The organism is Streptomyces sp. CA189 (assembly GCF_056428985.1).
Genome location: NZ_JBWJVM010000080.1, coordinates 20,763 through 38,767, shown reverse-complemented (window position 1 = coordinate 38,767; position 18,005 = coordinate 20,763). Strand labels below are relative to the sequence as shown.

Annotated in this window: 13 protein-coding genes and 3 pseudogenes; 9 read left to right on the top strand and 7 right to left on the bottom strand. The window is 68.0% G+C overall.

The annotated features are described in order from the left end of the window. Positions 1-159: 159 nt before the first annotated feature. A complete protein-coding gene (locus AC061S_RS36885) occupies positions 160-597 on the bottom strand; it encodes an ester cyclase (protein WP_478690235.1) in 438 nt (145 codons plus the stop codon). A 276-nt stretch (positions 598-873) separates the two neighbouring features. Here AC061S_RS36885 and AC061S_RS36880 point away from each other — a divergent pair, with 276 nt between their 5' ends. Then, positions 874-1,236, top strand: a complete 363-nt coding sequence (locus AC061S_RS36880; RefSeq protein WP_478690234.1) for an SAV_915 family protein — start codon at positions 874-876, stop codon at positions 1,234-1,236. 13 nt (positions 1,237-1,249) lie between these two features. Beyond that, positions 1,250-1,647, top strand: a pseudogene (locus tag AC061S_RS36875) (diaminopimelate decarboxylase); the annotation flags it as partial. A 175-nt stretch (positions 1,648-1,822) separates the two neighbouring features. On the opposite strand, the gene AC061S_RS36870 reads toward AC061S_RS36875, so the two are convergent. Next, on the bottom strand, positions 1,823-3,634 hold the full coding sequence (locus AC061S_RS36870; RefSeq protein WP_478690233.1) for an NlpC/P60 family protein: 1,812 nt from the start codon (positions 3,632-3,634) through the stop codon (positions 1,823-1,825). Positions 3,635-3,766: 132 nt separating this feature from the next. On the opposite strand from AC061S_RS36870, the pseudogene AC061S_RS36865 reads away from it, so the two are divergent. The 4 genes and pseudogenes from AC061S_RS36865 to AC061S_RS36850 form a co-directional block, all read left to right on the top strand. Next, positions 3,767-3,973: pseudogene (locus AC061S_RS36865) on the top strand (poly-gamma-glutamate hydrolase family protein); the annotation flags it as partial. After that, the gene (locus AC061S_RS36860) at positions 3,962-4,792 is read left to right on the top strand and encodes an IS110 family transposase (RefSeq protein ID WP_478690237.1); all 831 of its coding nucleotides are present in this window, start codon (positions 3,962-3,964) and stop codon (positions 4,790-4,792) included. The pseudogene AC061S_RS36865 and the gene AC061S_RS36860, both read left to right, overlap by 12 nt. An 85-nt stretch (positions 4,793-4,877) precedes the next feature. Beyond that, a complete protein-coding gene (locus AC061S_RS36855) occupies positions 4,878-11,084 on the top strand; it encodes a DNRLRE domain-containing protein (protein ID WP_478690236.1) in 6,207 nt (2,068 codons plus the stop codon). A gap of 29 nt (positions 11,085-11,113) precedes the next feature. After that, positions 11,114-11,299 carry a hypothetical protein gene (locus tag AC061S_RS36850; RefSeq protein WP_478690232.1) on the top strand — a complete coding sequence of 62 codons (186 nt, stop codon included), beginning with the start codon at positions 11,114-11,116 and terminating at the stop codon, positions 11,297-11,299. A 144-nt stretch (positions 11,300-11,443) separates the two neighbouring features. Here AC061S_RS36850 and AC061S_RS36845 read toward each other — a convergent pair. Next, positions 11,444-11,575 (bottom strand): annotated as a pseudogene (locus tag AC061S_RS36845) (pirin family protein); the annotation flags it as partial. A 94-nt stretch (positions 11,576-11,669) separates the two neighbouring features. On the opposite strand from AC061S_RS36845, the gene AC061S_RS36840 reads away from it, so the two are divergent. Continuing rightward, on the top strand, positions 11,670-11,978 hold the full coding sequence (locus tag AC061S_RS36840; protein WP_478690231.1) for a hypothetical protein: 309 nt from the start codon (positions 11,670-11,672) through the stop codon (positions 11,976-11,978). A 63-nt stretch (positions 11,979-12,041) separates the two neighbouring features. Next, on the top strand, positions 12,042-12,299 hold the full coding sequence (locus AC061S_RS36835; RefSeq protein WP_478690230.1) for a hypothetical protein: 258 nt from the start codon (positions 12,042-12,044) through the stop codon (positions 12,297-12,299). 251 nt (positions 12,300-12,550) lie between these two features. On the opposite strand, the gene AC061S_RS36830 is transcribed toward AC061S_RS36835, so the two are convergent. Further along, entirely contained in the window at positions 12,551-12,883 is a 333-nt protein-coding gene (locus AC061S_RS36830; protein ID WP_478690229.1) for a hypothetical protein, read from the bottom strand. 102 nt (positions 12,884-12,985) lie between these two features. Continuing rightward, positions 12,986-15,247 (bottom strand): MMPL family transporter, encoded by a 2,262-nt coding sequence (locus AC061S_RS36825; protein ID WP_478690228.1) that lies wholly within the window; start codon positions 15,245-15,247, stop codon positions 12,986-12,988. A 68-nt stretch (positions 15,248-15,315) separates the two neighbouring features. Here AC061S_RS36825 and AC061S_RS36820 point away from each other — a divergent pair, with 68 nt between their 5' ends. Next, positions 15,316-16,101, top strand: coding sequence for a GNAT family N-acetyltransferase (locus tag AC061S_RS36820; protein ID WP_478690227.1), 786 nt, complete (start codon positions 15,316-15,318; stop codon positions 16,099-16,101). On the opposite strand, the gene AC061S_RS36815 is transcribed toward AC061S_RS36820, so the two are convergent. Together AC061S_RS36815 and AC061S_RS36810 are read right to left on the bottom strand one after the other, a co-directional pair. Continuing rightward, a complete protein-coding gene (locus AC061S_RS36815; protein ID WP_478690226.1) occupies positions 16,075-17,016 on the bottom strand; it encodes a class I SAM-dependent methyltransferase in 942 nt (313 codons plus the stop codon). The two genes, AC061S_RS36820 and AC061S_RS36815, sit on opposite strands and share 27 nt — an antisense overlap. Before the next feature lie 10 nt (positions 17,017-17,026). Next, on the bottom strand, positions 17,027-17,986 hold the full coding sequence (locus tag AC061S_RS36810; RefSeq protein ID WP_478690225.1) for an acyl-ACP desaturase: 960 nt from the start codon (positions 17,984-17,986) through the stop codon (positions 17,027-17,029). Between the last annotated feature and the right edge of the window lie 19 nt (positions 17,987-18,005).

Here is an 18,005-nt window from a genome sequence, read left to right as displayed (position 1 = left end):
TCGCCGCCCAGCTCAACGGCCGACCACGCAAAACGCTCGGCTGGGAAACCCCAGCCGAGCGCCTGCATAAACTCCTCGCGGCCTGAACAACCAACCACGTGTTGCGACGACCCCTAGAAACCGCCGAACGGGAGGGGCCCCTGGCGCACTAGCGCGGCGTCAGTGGGCGGTGGCCGGGGCGGGTGAGATCTGCTGGATGAGGCTGAGCAGGTCCGGAGCGACCCATTCCTCGGCGATCCGGTCGCCCTCGAAGCGGTAGACCTCGACGCTGCGGTAGCCGACCCGGCGGCCGGTCGCCTCGAACTGCTGGAACGCACCCCGGTGCGTGGCCTGGAAGTCGACCAGCACCGTCACCTTGTCGCCGACGCCGAACATGTCCCGCACGTCGATCTTCAGATCGGGGAACGCGTCCTTCATCATCTGCGTGCCCGCCCGCCAGGTCTCCCGGCCGTGCAGCGGGTCGGGGCATCCGGGGACGTTGGCGATGAAGTCTTCGCTCAGCAGCCGCTCGGCCGCGTCCAAGTCCCCGCTCTCCACCAGCCGGTACGCGGTGCGCAGCAGGGCCATGTTCTTCTCGACAGCGGTGGTCGTGGTCATCTGGGAGTCCTCTCGGATAGCCGTCCCGCGAGCTCGGTGCGCCTCGGACCGGATGCCACTCAGTACAAACCCTGACGTCGCGGCAAGGTCAAACCGGCCTGATGGCCCCGGGTCCTGCCGTCAGTGATCCGTATGGAGTGGGCCGATGGCCGTATGGGTCCCGTCAGGGGGTGACCTCGGGGGCGCGGGGCCGGGGATAGCTTCGGTTGCACGTCCCGGACCGCCTCCCCGCGCCGGGACGTCACCTGCCACTCGTGGTTCCCCGAGGAGGGCCCCATGTGCTTGTTCCAGTACGACGAATCCGACGCCGAGCCCGAGGAACAGCGCCCGGCCGGGCCTCTGTACGTGCCCGCCCGGCCGGGAGGAGAGCACGTCGTCGTGCGGCTGTTCCGCACCCCGCTCGGAGCCCGTACCGCCGTCGGTTTCATCAGCCCGGAACGGCTGGCCGCCACGCTCGGCACGGCCCAGCCCTGGATCCGGCTCTCCGAGGCCGCGCTCCGTGCGATGGCCCGGCCGCTCGGCGCGTCCCTGCTGACCGTGGACCCGACCCTCACCGCGCCCCCGGTCACACGGGCGGACGCCGGACCCGCCGGAGCCCCGCTCACGCGGGCATCCGAGACCACGGCCCACACGGCCTGAAGGGGAGCAGATCATGACCACAGCCGCTCTCCCGGAGGCTCCCACCGGCGGTGAGCTGTCCGTATGGCCGAGGTCCACAAGGCCGCTCCCGCACGGCGGCCCGGCCGTCGGCGGGGTTCCCCTCACCGAGATCGCCGAGCGGTTCGGCACGACCGTCTACGTGCTGGACGCGGCCAAGGCGTTCCTCTCCCGCGCCATGGTCCGCTGGGTACGGAGGTGGGGCTGGGCCTGGACGTGTGCTCGGCCGGGGAGCTGGAGCTCGCCGTCACCACGGGATTCCCGCCCGAGATGGCGCGCATCGCCGCCTCCGTCGGGCCGTCCGGCCGCCAGAAGCTCATGGTGCGGGTGATCCCGGGCGTCTCGGCCGGCGGCCACGACAAGATCTGTACGGGTACGGACGACCAGAAGTTCCCCTGCCGAGCGGCTGCGGGTTGCCCAACGGCGAGGCTGCTGCGGTCAATACCCGTAACACCGTGGCCGATGACGTCTACGTCGACCCGACCATCGGCGCGGCACGGAGGGGGCACGCGAACGCGGTGGGCCCGGCCGGGTGGAAGTTTCCCCGGCCGGGCCTGAACCGCCGCCGTCAGAACCGGCGGATCACCCGCAGCGAGGTGGTGTACAGGTCACCCTTGACGCCTTCGGCGGGAACCGCCTGCTTGCCGTTGAGGATCGACTTCGCTCCGAGATCCGCCAGGGTCGGCCCGTTCGGCGTCCTGCGGCTGGAGACGAAGCGCAGACCGCCGTGCTGGTCCTGCCCGACGTAGATTCCGGTGTGATCGATCACCCCGTCGGTGGTCTCGAGGTCGTTCGGGTCGGCGTCGGTGGCGTCGAAGAAGACCACGTCACCGATCCGCAGCGAGGTGAGCGCCGGTGCCGCGCCGGTGCCCTTTGCCACCAACACGCCGGGGCCGGAGGCGGACTGGTTCTTCGAGGTGCGGGGCAGGTTGCGACCGTCGAAGTTCTTGGAGACGACCATCGGGATGCCCAGGTGGTGGCCGTAGACCATCCGAACGAAGCCCGAGCAGTCGAGGTGGCCCTTGAACTGCGTCTCCGCGTCGACGGGCTCGCCGCTCACGGGGAAGGTCCAGTTGAGCCCCATGTAGTCGTGGAAGTCGGCGCCGACGAAGCGCAGCCCGGCGGCGTCCATCTCGCTGTACCCGGATGTGCCGAGCACCTTGGCACCCTGGAGTGCGGCGTCGGTCACGGCGGGGGCGAAGGGCCGGAACATCGAGGCGTACGCGAGGGCGTCGGGGGAGGTGTCGCCCGCCCAGGCGCGGATCTGCTGCTCGAGGGCGGGGGTCCAGCTGCCGTCGAAGGGCGCGGGCAGCACTCGTACCCAGGTGTCGTGGCTGATCACCGGCGGGTCGGTCCAGTCGGCCGAGACCACGTCGAAGTCGTAGACGCGGGCCTCCACGGGCACCGTTGCGCCGGAGGAGGCCAGCGCCCGGACCCCGAGGGTGCCGGAGCCGAAGACCTTGGCCGGGTCCTTCTCGGGGTCGCGCAGGCTGTGGTGCCAGGTTGTCGGCTCCGACGCGTTGTTCGACCAGGCGCGGGCGCGCAGGACGTCACCGGTCTTCTCCACCCGGACCCACCAGTGGTCGAAGGCGGCGAAGCCGGTGCCGACCGTGACGGCCGGGCTCAACGTGCTCGTGGTATCGGCCAGTTCCTTCTCCATCAGGAGCTGGATCTCGCCGGCGGGGGTGATGTTCAGCCGGGCCCGGTAATGGTTGTTGACGTCCGCCGCCGCGAAGGTGAGGGCGAGCGAGACGGGTGCGCCGGTGGGCACCTTGTCGAAGGAGAAACGGGCGCGTGCGTCGACGTCCCCCACGGCCTTGTCGGGGAGCAGGGCGTGGCGGCTGGCGTTCGTGGCGGTGAGCTGTATGGCGGCCCGGCCGCTTTCCAGGAAGTAGTCCGCGTCGGCGCCGTTGTAAGTGGACCACTTGCCGCCGCCGGGAGAGGAGCCCCAGCCGGTCTGGCCGGTGGGAAGGGTCCGGGAGAAGGCGTCAGAGAATGGCTTCTTCTGCTCGGTGAACCAGCGCTTCGGTCCGCGCAGCGTGACCGTCTTCGCGCCGGTGGTGAGGGTGGCGAGCACCCCCCGCTGGTCGGACACTTCCAGGAGCGTGGGGGTGCCGGCGACCGTACGGGTGGTCAGCGCCCCGGCCGGGTGGGCGCCGAAGTGCCACGGATCGCTCGGGTCGAGCACCATCGGGAGCCGCCCGCCAGGCGCCGTCGGCACGGCGGCCGTCGTGGTCGTCGTGGTCGTCGCGGCGGCCATGGTCGGCGTGGCCGCGACGGCGGACGAGGCGAGCGGCAACGAACTGCCCGCCGCCACCCCTACGAGGGCGGCGAGAGCCGATCTGCGGCTCGGCGTGGACTTGGACGTGGATGCGGACATGCGGGTACCCCCTGCGGCACAACAGATGATCAGACGAGAGGGACCCTACCGGCGCCTTCCGCTCAGCCGTCAGCCAGTCCCGCGCAGACGCTCCACCGACTTCATGGCCGTCGACTCCTCCCACACCACCGACACCCAGTCAGCTCCACGGCCAACAACGACACGGTGGCTCGCTCCATGGCGGCGGCAAGCGCCAACGTCCTGAGCCTCCACGGCCGCAAGGCCTCCCAGGCCGGTCTCCCGGACGCCACCAAGGCCGTGGTCGTCGGCGGCTCCAACGGCCGCCTTCGCCATGTGCCGACCCGGAATCTGGAGCAGGCGGGCTTCCTGATCGCTCCCGACACGGAAGAGCTCAACGCCGACCTCCGGGAACTGACCCGCACGGCACCACAGAGGGCGGCACGGTCTATCTGCCGCCCGGCGTACACAAGACGAAGCGGAGCCTCCACGTCCGCCGCCGGCCTGGAATGCCGGCCGGTCAGCACCCGCGATGTGAAGAACGTCCCGGGCCGGCCGAAGACCGACAAGCTGGACGCGGTCTGGCCGGCCAAGCTCGCCGAACTCGACATGGTCCGGGCTTCGTTCGTCCCTCCGAAGCCGGTCCGGCAGCTGAGGGACCTCACCCGCACGCGCACGGTCTTCGTCCAGGAACTTACCCGGCACAAGCACCGGGTGGACAAGGCCCTGCAGGACGCGCAGATCAAGCTGTCAGACGTCGCCTCGCACCTCTTCGGCCTCTCCGGGCGGGCCGCGCTCGACGCCCTGGCCGCCGGTGAAGGCAGCCCCCGAACACTCGAGGATCTCGCCAAGGGGAGCCTGGTGAAAAAGAAGCCGACCCTGACCGAGGCACTCACCGGGCAGTTCGACATCGCCGGGCTCATGGGGAGAGACCACGGCCCCGCACGGCGGCCCGGGAACCGGACCGCCCCACACGGAGGACACCGGCACTTCGTCTGCCCGTGGCGGTGTGACCGCGCGGGAACTGGCCGAGCGTCCGGATGCGGTCCCGCCCCCTGTGCCTCTTGTCACATCGCTCTATGGATACCGCATAACGCTTATGCCGCTTTTATCCCCCCTGTTGATCTTCAGAACTCGGTTAACTTCATCCAGCACTCTCCACGCAGTGCAACGAGCAACCCACCGAGGGAACATGAATAACCATCAACTCGACCCAGAGCTAGAACGTGGGCGGCTGTGGTCAGAGAGAAGCCTGCGAACCCTCGCAGGCGGCGTGTCTCTGGTCATGGCGCTGGCCGTTCTCGACATATCCAGCGCGGCAGCGGCAACCGAGAAGGGCCAAACGGCTGCGCAGAGCACCCCGAAGGTCACCCATGCCGGCGACATCGCTTCCGCCGGGGTCGCGGCCAAGCTGTCCGGACAGCGGGTAGAGGCGCTCTCCGAGCGTACGGAGACCTCCACCACCTGGGTCAACAAGGACGGATCCCTCACCAGCGAGGTATCGGCAGGCCCGATCCGCTTCAAGGACCCGACCACAGGTGACTGGCGCGACGTCGACGTCTCGCTCGCCGCCTCCGCCGACGGCTCGGTCGCCTCGAAGGCCCACCCCCGCGGACTGAAGCTGTCCGGCGCCACAGGCAAGCCGCGCAAGTCCGGCGAGGCTGCTCCGTCCCTGCGCTCCGCCCAAGCGGCCCCCACCACCGACCTGGTCACCCTCGGCCAGGGCGACGAGGCGATCACCCTGCAGTGGCGCGGCAGTCTGCCGACGCCGAAGCTGGACGGCACCCTGGCCACCTACGAGAACGCCGTGACCGGTGCGGACGTGGTCGTAGAGGCCACCCGCACCGGCTTCGAACAGTTCGTCGAGGTCAAGAACCGACCCGAGCCGGGCTTCTCGTACACCCTGCCGCTGCGAACCAAGGGCCTGAAGGCCGAGCAGCAGCCGGACGGCAGCGTGCTGTTCACCGACAAGAAGTCGAACAAGACCGCGACCATGCCCGCACCCGTCATGTGGGACTCGACCGTGGATGCCGCCTCCGGCGAGCACACCCGTCGGGCCAAGGTCGGCATGAAGGTCGTCAAGACCTCCGGCGGCATCGACCTGGTGATCACTCCGGACGCCGGATTCCTGGCCGATCCCGCCACCAAGTACCCGGTCACCGTCGACCCGTCGACATCCGTGCTGGGCAACCTGTTCGACACCTACGTCCAGCAGGGCGAGACCGTCGACTGGTCCAACGACACCGAACTGGACTTCGGAAACCCGGGTACGAAGAACGCCAACGGCACCTTCCGCACGGCGCGTTCCTTCATCACGTGGAACACTGCTCCCGTCGCTGACGCGCTGATCTCCAGTGCCCAGCTGTCGCTGTGGAACTTCCACTCCGGAAACACCGACTGCACTGCCCAGCCGTGGGACGTGTGGACCGCCAATGGGCCCACTACGGCCTCCCGCTGGACCAACCAGCCGGCCATGGTCACCAAGATGGCCACCTCCACCCAGACCAAGGGCAGCCCGTCGTGCGCGTCCCAGCCCGACGGCTGGATCAACGCGGACGTCACGAGCCTGGTCCAGCACTGGGCCAACAACAAGTGGACGTTCTCCAGCATGGGCCTGCGCGCCCCGGACGAGAACAACACCAAGCAGTGGAAGCGCGTCAACTCGGCCAACGCCTCCGCGAACGTGCCCAAGCTGACCGTCACCTACAACTACCGGCCGAGGACCGGCACCAAGCAGGAGGCCGGCCCGCCGTTCTTCTCCTACGGCGGTGTCTACACGGTCAACACCGTGAACCCGATCCTTCGCGACACGTTCATCGATGCCAACGGTGACAACGTCCAGGGCGCGTACCAGATCTTCGACGCAGCGACGGACACCCAGGTCGGCGAAGTCCTGCGCTCCGCCTTCGTGCCGTCCGGTCAGGCCGCGCCGGTGACCGTCCCCGCCGGGGTGCTCACCAGCGGCAAGACGTACAAGTTCCGTTCGTCCCCGTACGACGGCACCCACTACAACCTGGGCTGGTCGGCCTGGAAGACCTTTACGGTCGACACCGCCGCACCTTCCGCACCCACGGGTCTCACCTCGACCGACTACCCGGCCAATGCATGGGTCAAGGGCGCCGGTCAGAGCGGCAGCTTTAGCGTGACCCCGCCGAGCGGCGGCGACCACAACTGGCTGGAATGGTCGCTGGACGGCGCCACTTGGACCAAGGTGCCCACCGATGGAGCCTCCGGGACCAAGGCCATAGCTGTCGCACCGCCCAAGGACGGCACGCACACCCTGCAGGTCCGGGCCGTCGACAAGGCCGACAACAAGTCCGACGCCGTGTCCTACACCTTCCACGCGGGCCCCGGAGGGTTCGTGCAGCCGGTCGCCGGCGAGCGCACCGCTCGCCGACTGTCCCTCGTCGCGGAAGCCGACGGCGGCAAGTTCGACAACGTCTCCTTCTCGTGGCGACGCTCCGAGGCCGACCCCTGGGTCCAGATTCCGGCAGGCCACGTCACCTCCGGCGGAACCCCGCTCACGGCCTGGCCCGTACCGATGACGGCGGGCAAGAACGCACCGCTGGCATGGAACGCGACGGACACCGTCAACCCCGATGGCACCGCGCAGATCAAGGCCGACTTCACCGGCCCGAACTCTGCTGCCGCCGCGACCGAACCCCTCACCGTCGTTGTGGACCGCAACGCGAGCGGTGCGGCCACGGACGAGGTGGGTCCTGGCAGCGTCAACCTGCTGACGGGTGACTTCGCTCTGTCCGGCACCGATGTCTCCGCCTTCGGGCTGTCGGTCACCCGGACCGCTTCCTCCCGGACCCCGGACAAGGGGGCCAACCAGGAGGGCCAGGCATCGATCTTCGGCAAGGAGTGGGTGTCGGGTACCACTGCCGAGTCCGAGGAGTCGCAGTACTCGAACCTTCGCAGGATCTCGGACACTGCCGTCGACGTGCTCGACCCCGACGGCAACGCTGTCCACTTCACCGCCAACACGGCGAAGACCGGCTGGATCCCCGAGCCGGGCTCCGAGGACCTCACCCTCACCGGTAGCGTGGCCGGCAACTTCACGCTGTCCGACACGGACGGCACGGTAACGGAGTTCACCCGCATCGACCCTGCCGCCAGCACCTGGCAGGTCACCTCCACGCTGCTGAACGGGCTGGCCAACACCACGACCACGGTCGTCTCCGAGACCGTGACGGTGAACGGCAACAAGCTTGCCCGTCCCAAGCGGGTCATAGCCGCCACCTCGGCAGCCTCGGCAGCCGCTTGCACCGCGACCCCTTCCACGAAGGGCTGCCGGGCACTGGAGTTCGCGTACGCGGATTCCACCACGGCCACTGACCTGGTTTTCGGTGACTTCACCGGCCAGGTGCGGGAGATCCGGCTGTGGTCCACCGAGCCGGGGGCAGCGAATGCCACCTCCAAGGTGGTGCAGACGTACACCTACGACACGAGCGGCCGGCTGCGCCAGGCGTGGAACCCGCAGCTGAGCCCGGGCCTGAAGACGGAGTACGCCTACGACGCTGCGGGCAGGGTCACCGGTCTCACCCCGTCCGGAGAGCTGCCGTGGTCCTTCACCTATGGTCAGGCGGGCAACGCTGCCACCGCCGGTGACGGCATGCTCTTGACGGCGTCCCGCTCCGGCCTCAAGCAGGGGACCAACGACGTGCTGGAGGGGACCGCGGTCACCTCGGTCGTCTACGACGTCCCGCTGACCGGGGCCAAGGCCCCGCACGCCATGGGTTCCGCCGACGTGAAGGCCTGGGGACAGCACGACGCCCCCACCGATGCGGCCGCTGTGTTCCCCGGTGACTCGGTACCCTCCTCCCACTCGGGCGAGGGCCTGACAAACTCGGCTTACCAGCGCGCCGACATCACGTACTTGAACGTCTCCGGACGTTCGGTGAACACGGTCAAGCCCGGCGGACACATCACCACGACCGAGCACGACCGCTTCGGCAACAGCGTGCGCGAGCTCTCGGCCTCGAACCGGTCCCTCGCGCTCGGCGTGACCGCCGAGGACCGGGCCGCGCAGAACGACCTCGGCATTGCCTCCCTGCCTTCGGCGGAGCGGGCCGTCCTGCTGTCCACCTCGTCGGTCTACGACGCGGACGGCAACCGTGAACTGGAAGAGTTCGGACCCCTGCGGCGGATCGAACTCACTGCCGACCTGAAGTCCGGCACGACCGTACTCGCCCCGGCCGGCACCTCGGCCACAGCGCGTAGCTGGACGACCAACGAGTACGACGCGGGCCGGCCCACGGACGGCACCGCGAAGGTCAAGGACCAGCCCACCAGGGTCACCACGGGGGCACAGGTGCGTGAGCACCCGTCCGTCCAGGGCGAGCCCCGGGTCACCCAGACCGAGTACGACTGGGCCAAGGGTCTGCCCACGAAGTCCATCAAGGACCCCGGCGGCCTCGCGATCACCACGACCACCGAATACGACTCGCAGGGCCGCGTCACCAAGCAGCTGCTGCCCGGCTCCAACGGCACCGACGCCGGCACCCGTGTGACCACGTACTGGTCCGCGACCGGCTCCGGCACCTGCCAGGGCCGTCCCGAATGGGCAGACCAGATCTGCTCGACCGGACCCGCCGGAGCGATCACCGGCGGCGGTTCTCACCCGACCCAGATGCCGACCTCCACCATCGAGTACAACTGGTGGGGTACCGCGGCCAAGACGACCGAGACCGCGAACGGCGTCACCCGCACCACCACGACCGCCTACGACAACGCGGGCCGTCCCACGGTCGTAGCCGTTAGCGGCGGGGTAGGCCAGGCCGTCCCGGCCACCACGACCGAGTACGACCCGGCCAGCGGCCGCGCCGTCAAGGTCACCTCGGACACCGGCGGCACCATCGTCAAGTCCTTCGACAAGCTCGGCCGCCAGACTTCCTACACGGACGCCGACGGCGGCACGACGACCACCGCGTACGACCTTCTCAACCGTCCGGTCAATACGGCTGACAACAGCCCGTCCAGCGCGGTCTACACCTACGATCACGCAGTCGAGCCGCGCGGCCTGGCAACGAAGGTCACTGACTCCGTCGCAGGCGCCTTCCAGGCCACCTACGACGCCGACGGCTCCGTCAGCAGCGAGAAGCTGCCGGGCGGATACACGCTGAAGGTGGAAGGGGACACCACCGGAAGCCCGCTGAAGCGGACCTACACGCGCGACAGCGACAACACGGTCGTACTCTCCGACACGGTGTCCGAATCCGCTCACGGCCAGGTCACCAAGCACGCGGGCTGGTCCGGCCAGTCGTACGGCTACGACGCCATCGGGCGACTGACCACCGTCGAGGACACCGCGGACACCATCTGCACGAAGCGGACCTACACCTTCGACAACCGCACCAACCGCACGTCTCTCACCTCCGCAGCCGGCACCCCCGGCGCGGACTGCCCCCTCACCGGGGGCACGACCACCACCCACAGCTACGACAGCGCCGACCGGCTCCTGGACAGCGGCTACGCCTACGACGCCTTCGGGCGCAGCACCACCGTGCCGAACAGCACTATTTCCTATTACTCCAGCGACATGGTCCACCAGCAGGTCTCCGGCTCCAAGCGGCAGACCTGGCAGCTCGACGCCGCCCAGCGGCTGCGTTCCTGGAAGACCGAAACGGGGAGCGGCTCCTCCTGGACCCAGACCGGCTCCAAGGTCAACCACTACGACGGTGACGGGGACAACCCCCGCTGGATCACCGAGGACGCGGCGACCGGCTCGCTGACCCGCAACGTGGACTCCGCCTCCGGCGACCTTGCGGCCACCACCAGCAAGACCGGCGACACCGTCCTGCATCTCACCAACATCCACGGTGACGTCGCCCTCCAGCTCCCGCTCGACTCCGGTCAGGCACCCGTGGTGCTCGACAACGACGAGTACGGCAACGCACGGACCGGACAGTCGGCCACCCGCTACAACTGGCTCGGCGGCAAGCAGCGCTCCAGCGAGACCCTCACGGGCATCATGCTGATGGGCGTCCGTCTCTACAATCCGACCAGCGGCCGCTTCCTGTCCACGGACCCGGTCTACGGCGGCGGCGACAATGCCTACGGATACCCGGGCGACCCGGTCAACCAGTTCGACCTCGACGGCAGGTTCTGGGGTTCGGTCAAGAGTTGGTGGCGAGGCCAGCGCAGGTCCCACGCCAGCCTGGACATGCTGCACTCCTCCGTGAGGTTCGGTATGGGGCTCGCCGCCTTCCGGTACGGCGGCCCCGTCATCAAGGGAGCGGCTCGACTCCGCTGGCGCCACGTAAGGCACCCCATCCGTACCGCGAAGTACGTCAGGCGGGCCTGCAGCACGTGGGGACGCTGCGCACTCACGGGCTACGCGGCCGCTCGTTCATCGTCCACCTACTGGCACGGCCGCAACACCTACCGCCACGCGAACAGGTACATCGGCAACTTCTACGGACGACTGCTGAACTCCATGTCCCCTACCTCCCGCTACCGCTCTCGCAAGTGGCGGGGATACTTCTAGCAGACTGACCACACATCGGAACGGCTGACATGACCACCAGGATTAAACCGCCCACAGAGATCCTCGGGATCTGGGCGATAGCAGCAGTGCTGATGCTGGACGACATTGAGGAGTTCACCCTCGTTCCGTTGCTGTTCAAGGCGGTCTTCCTGGCCCTCACCGTATCGGCCGCACGGCAGAGCATCGCCTACTTCAAGGCTCGCAGGCGTTCCTGACAAGCCCGCCGGGCCATAGCAAGGAAACCCAGTGCCCGCGCAGCGCAAGCTGCGCGGGCACTGGGTTTTTTCATCATCCCCACCGCGACTCCGTCCTCCTGGACGGGAGTGCCAGGGGCGGCATTCGGCCTACACCTGACAACGTCAGTGCAGTTCCGGAGCCGGAATCGGAGCGCCGTCGTAGCCCTTGACCTCGCCGTAGCGGGTGCCGTTCATCCAGTCTTCGCGGAAGCCTGCGATGTCCTCTTGGGACCGTCCGATCCAGTTCCAGAACAAAGCGCGGCACACCAACGTTTCCGCAGGTCAATTGGGCCTCGGATAGCTGAAGGTCAGCAAACCGTCAGCATCGGTATCCGAGGAGTCCGGGCCTATGGCAGCCACGGCATTGGCACGCGGTATGGGCAGCTTCTTCAAGGACTGCGAGCACGCACCGTCCCGCTGGGCGAAGTGCCCGCACTTCTACAAGGTCCGGTACCGGGGCCCCGGCGGCAACCAGGTCGAGGAGTCGGGCTTCCTGACGCGGGACGAGGCCATCAATCGGCTGACCGGTGTCCACAAAGCGAAGAAGGCCGCCCCGGCGAAGCAGGCGAAGAGCGAGCGCATCGAGAAGTACGGTCAGAGGCGGTTCCGCGAGTACACCGTCGAGTGGAAGGCCGGCCAGCGTCACCTAGTGCTGTGACCGCTCAGCCACCTGGATTCGCTCCTGCAGCACCACATCTTCCCCGCGCTCGGCACCCGCCGGATGAGCACGTTCGACCACAAGGTGGTGGACGGCTTCATACGGACGATGGAGCGCAACGGTGTGGGACTCCCAGCGCAGTCGAACGCATTCGACAAGCTGAAGTCGGTCCTCCTCGATGCGCACCGCCTGGGGCTCTTCGACGATCACCCCCTTCTGGGCGTCAAGCCACCGCAGTACGACCCCAAGCGTGCCGTCATCCCCTCCCCCGCGCAGCTCCAGACTCTGCGGGAGGCCGGCGACGACACCTTCCGGCTCTGAACGCACACGGAAACATCGCCGCAGCCGAACATCTCCTGATGCAGTGGGTTCCTGGCCACGCACCGGAGCTCGCTGAGTCGTTCACAGCCCCCGTCCGCCCAGTCAACGGTGAGGCTGAGGGGAACCCGCATGAACAACTCGTCAGCCACCAGTCCAGCCCCGCAGGTTACTGGCGCACGAGACACCGCCGGTTCTACGTGTTCCGTCGTCAGGAAAAGATCCAGCGAAAACAGGTGGAAGATAATCGCAGTTCAGAGCCTTCCAGACCTGACTTTGCGACGTAAGTGATGGGCGCCGTGTGCGAGCGTGACGCTGGTTTCCTGCTCGGAACCTACCCGCGTCCCACACCGCGACCTACCCGGCGGCGTCGACGCCGCGACCTGAATCGCCAAACCCTCACCGGCACCGAAGGACAGCGCGCCCTGCTCCTCATCCACGCCCCCGCAGACCCAATCGCCGACCGCGTGCCCGCTCGCCTCGGCATCGTCGAACCGGTCGACGACCACACCTGCCGCCTCCTCACCGGTGCCGACTCCTTCGAATACCTCGGCGACTTCGACGTCCTCGCCACCCGGACTCGCCATCCACCTACGCACCCTTGACGAATGCGTCCTGCACGCCACCACCGCCGAGCGTCTGGAAGCCGACGCGCCCACCACGCGCTCTGGCCCGTCCTAAGCTCGCTGTCAGCGCTGATGTTTCGGAAGACCCCATTCCTTCCTCGCACGGCCTTCGGCTCTGGTCCGGCGGATGCGGCGCGACCATTCCGGCAGCCACCAGTTCGCCCGCCCCGCCAGCTGCATGGCGGCCGGCACCAGCAACGCGCGGACAAGGGTTGCATCCAGCAGGACGGTCACCGCCAGGCCGGTCCCCAGCAGTTTCAGCGAGGTGATGCGGGACATGGCCAGGGCGCTCATCGTGATCACCACCACCAGAGACGAGGCACTGATGAGACGTCCGGTGCAGGCCATGCCGTAGACGATCGAGGAACGGCACTCTCCGGTCGCCCTGTACTGCTCATTGATGCGCGACAGCAAGAAGACCTCGTAGTCCACGGATAGGCCGAGGGCGATGCAGATCGTCAGCAGGAGCATGCTGATCTCCAGCTGCCCGGTGACCGTGAAGCCGCCCATGCCGAGGCGTCCTTCTTGGAAAACGGGGACCATGCAGCCGATGCCGGCGCTCAGGCTGAGGACGGCAAGGGCAACCGTCTTGATGGAGACGAACAGGCCGCCGGTGAAGGACAGCACCACGAGCAGCGCACTGCCCCCGGCCAAGAGGGCGGCGAGCGGAACGCGGCGGGCGAGCTCCGCCTTCGTGTCCGCCGTGCGGGCAGTGGTTCCTCCGACGACCCGGGGGGCGAAGGCCGGCAGTGCACGAATCCGCTGCAGCACACGCTCGGATGCGGCCGCTTGGGCACCCGATTGCAGGCGTACGGTCAAGAGCACAGCACCGTCGCGGGCGAACTGGTGATGTGCCGGAGCCAGCGGGGCGATCCGGCTGCCGTCGCGGTAGGAGCCGGTGAACGTGTCCACCTCGGAGACGCCGTCGATCGACGACAGCCCACGAGCGTAACGGTCCACCCTCGCAGCGACACCGGCCGCCCGGGGATCGCCCACGCTCAGCACCATGGGCAGGCCGGTCCCGGTAATCTCCGGAAATTTGGCCCTCACGAGCTCACTGGTCTGCCGCACCTGCGTGGACTCCGGCAGTACCCGCTCGTCGGCAATACCGAACTGCGCCTTGTTCAACGGCATCGCGCAGCTCAGCAAGAGCAGCGCCGCCGAAACACCCCACAGCACAGGGCGCCTGGTGGCGGTGCTTCCCAGCCGCGCCCACAGCCTGCTGTACCCAGGAACGGTCGGGATCGTCTTGGGCGTGTCCAAGATCTTGTCCGCCTGGAACGGCTGCACCCTTCGCGCCCGGTCGAACAGCCATCGATCCAGTCGTGCGGCAGGAAGCATACTGACCCGCAACATCGCCGGGTAGACAAAGACCGCGGTCAATGCGGCGAAGGCGACCACGGCGATGCCACCGGCTGCCAGTGAACGCAGAAACGGCACCGGAAAGACGAGCAGTGCCGCCATGCAGGCGATGACCGTGGCGGCTGAGAACAGCACGGCATGCCCGGCCGACCGGACCGCCAGGACGACGGCGTCGGCTACCTCCGCTCCGCGCGCCATCTCCTCACGACAACGCATCAGGACCAGGAGGCCGTAATCCACCGAGAGGCCGAATCCGAGTGCCGCTGTGACGTTGACGGCGAACACGGAGACGGGCATCACGAGCGTGAGTCCGTTCAGCACCGCCAGCGTCGCCGCGATGGAGACGACCGCGATCACCATCGGCAACAACGCCAGGGCGGCCGAACGCAGGGTCACCATCAGGATGAGCAGCACGAAAGGCGCGGCGGCCATCTCGGCACGGCGCAGGTCCTCTCTGCTCAGCCGGACTGCTTCCGCATTGCTCCACACGGGTCCGGCCACGGCCACGGAGACGTTCCCGTGCGTCCCCGCCAGGCGCGGGACGATGCTCTGCGCCGTGTTGACTGCCTGCGCCCCGGTTCCGGTCAGCTCGACACCGATCAAGGCGTCCTGCTCGTCACGGGACAGCAGAGCGGGCAGTGCCGTGTCCCAATAGCTCCACACCCGTGCCACGCCCGGTTGATCGGCTGCCGCGCGGGCAAGGGCACGACCCCGGGCAGCCGCCTCGCCGTATTTCATCGAGGTTCGGCCGGAGACCAGGAACATCAAATCGGCGGACGGCTGGTCGAATTCTTCTTCAATCATACGGTCGGCCCGGTCGGACTCGGTCCCGGTGGCGGTGAACCCGGACGGAGTCAACCGGGATGAGCACCCGATCACAGCCGGGAGTAGAGCCAGCCCCAGCACCGCGACCAACGCCAGTACCCGCCACGGGTTTCCGCGAATCCACTTCACCGTGAGCATGGGGCGACTTTACCCATGGGGACGTTCTCCTGCCGGGCATACCCGCGCACTTGCGATAGAAAAGGGACATGAGAACAAAGGTCGACACATCCGCCGCCGACCGTCGCGGAGCATCCGGAGAACAGCACTATACGATTTCCGTCGCTCGCGACGAAAATACGATCCTCGAAGCCCAGCAGCTACGCTTCCGAGTATTCAATCAGGAACTCAAATCGCGATATCACGCAGAGCACGGCCTGGAGATGGACGGAGTTGACCAATATTGCGATCATCTCGTCGTCCGCCGCGCTGACACCGGCGAAATGGTCGGCATGCACCGCCTCCTCCCGCCCAGGGGTGCCGCGCAGGCAGGCGGTTTGACCTCAGAGACCCTGTTCGATCTGAGTCCGCATCACGCGTTGAGGCCGGCGCTCGTCGAGCTCACCCGGGTGTGCGTTCACCCGGACCACCGCACCGGTCCTGTCATCGCCATGCTGTGGGCGGGAACGATCCGATACATGGCGCGCGGCGGCCATGCCTGGCTCTCAGGGCGCATGACCTTTCCCCTCTTCGATGGTGGCGCCCTGGCCGCAGCCTGCCGGGACCACGTGGCGGCCGGCGGTCACATCGCGCCCGACCGCTATCACGTACGCCCTCACACCCCCTGGAAGCCCACGGAGAACGCCCGCCGCCACGGCCTTCCGATGCCCCCCAAGCTCCGCGGATATCTGCTTGCCGGCACATGGGTGTGCAGTGAGTTCGCCTACGATTCCCAACACGACGAGGTCAGTCTCTATCTCCTGCTCTCCCTTGAGAACACCGATCCGCGCCGGCGGAAGTTCCTCCTGTCATTGGGAGAACGACTGACCGCCTGACGACCCTGCGAGAGTTCGCCGTTCGGGCCAGCGGCGCAGCGTGATGCGGTAAAGCGTCGAAGCCTGGCGCATGAAAACGATCTCACTGGCCCGCAGGTAGGTGCGGTAACGCAGGTAGGCGTCGGGACCGACGAGCAGCTGGGCCTCCTCCCGGGCTTGAAACAGCCGGGAGGACCAGCCGCGCAGGGTGCGGGCGTAGTCCGCGCCGTCCTCGCGCAGTCTGGTGATCGCGAAATACGGCTCGCACGCGGTGGCGATCTCGGACAGCCGCGGCAGCGCCGATCCGGGGAAGATCTCCCCTGCGAAGAAGTCGGGTACCGACTCGTCGTGTTCCGCATGGTCGGTCAGCGCGATGGTCTGGAGGCTGAGCCGGCCGAGCGGCGGCAGCCATCCGGCGCAGCGCGCGAAGAATGCGCGGTAGGCCCCGATTCGTTCGTCACGGGACATGTCCTGATGGGCGAAGTGCTCGAATGCGCCGATCGAGACGATGCCGTCGTACGGCTCTGCCGTCTCGTGGTCCCGCCAGTCCTGGACTTCGACGTCCACGCCGGCCAGCCCGAGCGAGCGCACGTGCGCGTACTGGTCGGCGCTGAGGGTCAGGCCGACCGCCTGCCGGACACCGGACTCCTGGATGGCCGTCCGCAGCAGGCTCCCCCAGCCGCAGCCGATGTCCAGCAGCCGGCTGCCCGCCGTGAGGCCCGCTTGGTCGAGGTGGTACCGGAGCTTGGCGTGCTGTGCCTTCGCCAGCAGGTCCGTGTTCCCGGGCGCGCCCGTGATGCCGTCCCACAGGGCGCAGGAGTACGTCAGGCCGGGATCAAGCCAGAGGGCGTAGAAGTCCTTGCCGATGTCGTAGTGGGCCTGGATGTCCGCAGCGGTGGCGCCTGCGCGATGACGCTGGTCGGTCCGGGTGTTCACGGCCGCCTCTCTAGTCGTACGAAATGGACGTAGCCGGGCAAGGGAGCAGAGCAGCGGGTGCAGCAGCTCTCATCCGGTCGAACAGTCGGTTGGAGCGTTCGGCCCTCCTCTGCAACTCGTCGAGATGGCGGCCGATGCTGTCACGGGCCTGCTCGCCCACGGAGCCGAGTCCCGAGCGGGTCATCACTCCCAGGGCGCGCAGCAGTGGCTGCAGTACATGACGGCGGTGGACGTCGAGGTTGTAAATGCCGGATGCGGCGATCCGTAGGGCGCGCTGCTGAAATCCGGGAATCGTGGTGCCCGGCATGTCGAAGGCACAGATGACGTCGGCGAGGGCACAGACGGCGCTGTCGGGGTCCAACTCCACTGCGGCGGTGTACAAGTCGCGGTAGAAGATCATGTGGAGGTTCTCGTCGGCGGCGATCCGTGTGGTCAGCTGACGGGCCACCGGATCGGCGCAGGCCAGTCCGGTGTTGCGGTGGGCCTCGCGGGTGGCCAGTTCCTGAACGGTGACGTAGGCCAGGCCGTGCAGCAAGGATGCGTGGTTGCTGGTGTAGCCGGTGGACACCTGCCGCATGCGTTGACGCTCCAGGGCGACGGGGTCCACGGCACGGCGTGCATGGAGGTAGCCGCGCAGCGCGTGGGCGTGGCGGTCTTCCTCGGCCGTCCAGCGGTGCACCCAGGCGCCCCAGGCGCCATCGCGGCCGAACTGGGTGGCGATCTCGAAGTGGTAGCTCGGCAGATTGTCCTCGGTCAGCAGGTTGACCGTCAGCGCATCCGCTACGGCCTGCGGGAGCTCGGACTGGTCGGCCTGCCAAGGGGTGCCGTCGAGGGGGCCGTCGAAGTCGGCGGCCCGGCTCCAGGGGATGTAGGCGTGCGGGAACCAGTCGGGCGCGGCAGCCAGGTGCCGGTCCAACAGCCGGGCCACGGTCGGTTCAAGCTCTGTCAGGAAGTCGAGGGGAAGGGTCATCACAGACTTTCGGCCCGTG

Excerpts from the sequence above, each read along its gene's own strand:
- AC061S_RS36885 (WP_478690235.1), bottom strand. The coding sequence starts at position 597 with ATGACCACGACCACCGCTGTCGAGAAGAACATGGCCCTGCTGCGCACC.
- AC061S_RS36880 (WP_478690234.1), top strand. The coding sequence starts at position 874 with ATGTGCTTGTTCCAGTACGACGAATCCGACGCCGAGCCCGAGGAACAG.
- AC061S_RS36870 (WP_478690233.1), bottom strand. The coding sequence starts at position 3,634 with ATGTCCGCATCCACGTCCAAGTCCACGCCGAGCCGCAGATCGGCTCTC.
- AC061S_RS36855 (WP_478690236.1), top strand. The coding sequence starts at position 4,878 with ATGGCGCTGGCCGTTCTCGACATATCCAGCGCGGCAGCGGCAACCGAG.
- AC061S_RS36850 (WP_478690232.1), top strand. The coding sequence starts at position 11,114 with ATGACCACCAGGATTAAACCGCCCACAGAGATCCTCGGGATCTGGGCG.
- AC061S_RS36840 (WP_478690231.1), top strand. The coding sequence starts at position 11,670 with ATGGCAGCCACGGCATTGGCACGCGGTATGGGCAGCTTCTTCAAGGAC.
- AC061S_RS36835 (WP_478690230.1), top strand. The coding sequence starts at position 12,042 with ATGAGCACGTTCGACCACAAGGTGGTGGACGGCTTCATACGGACGATG.
- AC061S_RS36830 (WP_478690229.1), bottom strand. The coding sequence starts at position 12,883 with ATGGCGAGTCCGGGTGGCGAGGACGTCGAAGTCGCCGAGGTATTCGAA.
- AC061S_RS36825 (WP_478690228.1), bottom strand. The coding sequence starts at position 15,247 with ATGCTCACGGTGAAGTGGATTCGCGGAAACCCGTGGCGGGTACTGGCG.
- AC061S_RS36820 (WP_478690227.1), top strand. The coding sequence starts at position 15,316 with ATGAGAACAAAGGTCGACACATCCGCCGCCGACCGTCGCGGAGCATCC.
- AC061S_RS36810 (WP_478690225.1), bottom strand. The coding sequence starts at position 17,986 with ATGACCCTTCCCCTCGACTTCCTGACAGAGCTTGAACCGACCGTGGCC.